The following is an 818-nucleotide window of genomic DNA, read 5'->3' as shown; positions in this document are numbered from 1 at the left end:
GCGTGGCGCGGGCTTGGCGTCGCCGTCGCGATCGCCGTGGTCGCCGGCCTGGTGGTGCTGCTGGCCTGGCCGGCGTTGGTCGATGGCGCGTTGCGCTGGGTCGCCGCGGTGGCGTTGCTGCTGGCTTCGGCTGGCCTGCACGCCTGGCTGCAGCGCGTCGCACCGCCCGAGGCGCTGCGGTTCTTCGACGAGGACGAGTACGTCGACGAAGCGCTGCCCGAGCCACCCGCACCGGAGCCCGCGCTGGCAGCGGAACCGGCCCTGGCCGCGGCGCCGCTGGTGGACGACATCGTCATCGCGTCCCCGGTGGCCGCACCAACAGCACCACCGGCGGAACCGCTGGAGCCGGCCCTGTACGAGGCCGCCAGGGGTGGCCGGGTGGAACGCGCGCTCGAGCTGATCGAGGCCGGCGCTGATCCGCACGCTCCGCCGCCCTCCGACGACCGCGATCAGCGCAGCTTGGCCGTGCTGGCCGCGGTGCTGCCCGACCTGCGGCTGCTGCGCGAGCTCATTGCGCGCGGCGTCGACCTCAACGTCGCCCACGCCGGGATGACGCCGCTGCTGGCCGCCACCCGCGACAGCTGGCATGGACGCCCCGATGCGGTCATGACGCTGCTGGCCAACGGCGCCGATTCGCGCGTGACCGACGCCGAGGGCAACACCCCGCTGCATTTCGCCGCCCGCAGCTCCGACCCGGGCGTGGCCGCCCTGCTGCGCGACGCCGCGGCGGAACTGGAGGTGCTGAACCACGACGGCCTGTCGCCGCTGGGGGTCGCGTGCGCGGCCGGCAACTGGCGGCTCACCCGCTTCCTGCTCGA

The 818-nt window shown here is 75.1% G+C and carries 1 protein-coding gene; it reads left to right on the top strand.

The window, feature by feature from the left end:
* The coding region (locus ACKVMH_RS13555; protein WP_412700672.1) for an ankyrin repeat domain-containing protein at positions 1 to 818 on the top strand (818 nt) is incomplete at both ends.

The organism is Lysobacter zhanggongensis (assembly GCF_046638635.1).
Classification (GTDB): Bacteria; Pseudomonadota; Gammaproteobacteria; order Xanthomonadales; family Xanthomonadaceae; genus Novilysobacter; species Novilysobacter luteus.
This window is presented reverse-complemented; position numbering and strand designations above follow the sequence as displayed.